This window comes from Streptomyces sp. SM1 (assembly GCF_002910825.1).
GTDB lineage: Bacteria > Actinomycetota > Actinomycetes > Streptomycetales > Streptomycetaceae > Streptomyces > Streptomyces okerensis.
In genome coordinates this window covers 1-490 of the sequence record NZ_NEUB01000158.1, presented here as the reverse complement: position 1 = coordinate 490, position 490 = coordinate 1, and the positions used below count along the sequence as shown (strand labels likewise).

Annotated in this window: 1 protein-coding gene and 1 pseudogene; both read left to right on the top strand. The window is 70.0% G+C overall.

Features of this window, described 5'->3' with window-relative positions:
• Positions 1 to 292 (top strand): vitamin K epoxide reductase family protein (locus B9S61_RS03585; RefSeq protein WP_308457749.1); only part of this gene is annotated, 292 nt, incomplete at its 5' end.
• Between the two features lie 20 nt (positions 293 to 312).
• Positions 313 to 490, top strand: a pseudogene (locus B9S61_RS03580) (DUF6457 domain-containing protein); the annotation flags it as partial.

Genomic DNA, 490 nt, shown 5'->3' with positions numbered 1-490 from the left:
CGCGCTGGACGCCGGCGCGTTCGCCGGGGTGGTGTTCGTCCACTGGCTGATCGGGCAGTCACTGTACGAACTCAACAAGCTCTGCCCGTACTGCGTCGTCGTCTGGATCGTGACCATCGCCCTCTTCTGGTTCGTGACCCTGCACTGCCTGGAACGGGGCTGGCTCCGGCTGCCCCGGGGAGTCCACGGTCTCGTCCGGGACACGCAGTGGATGCTGCTCGGCGCCTGGTACGCGGTGATCGCGCTGCTCGTGCTCACCCGTTTCTGGGACTACTGGAGCAGCCTGCTGTGAAGGGGACACGGATGGACGACGTACTGGCCGCATGGACGGCCGCGGTGCGGACCGAGCTCGGTGCCGGCGTCGAGGTCGACCGTGACCTCCTCCTCGCCCTCGCGGGCGACGCCGCGCATGGAGTCGCCCGGCCCGCGGCCCCGCTGACCACGTTCCTGGTGGGTTATGCGGCGGGGTTTACGGGCGGGGGCCCGGAGG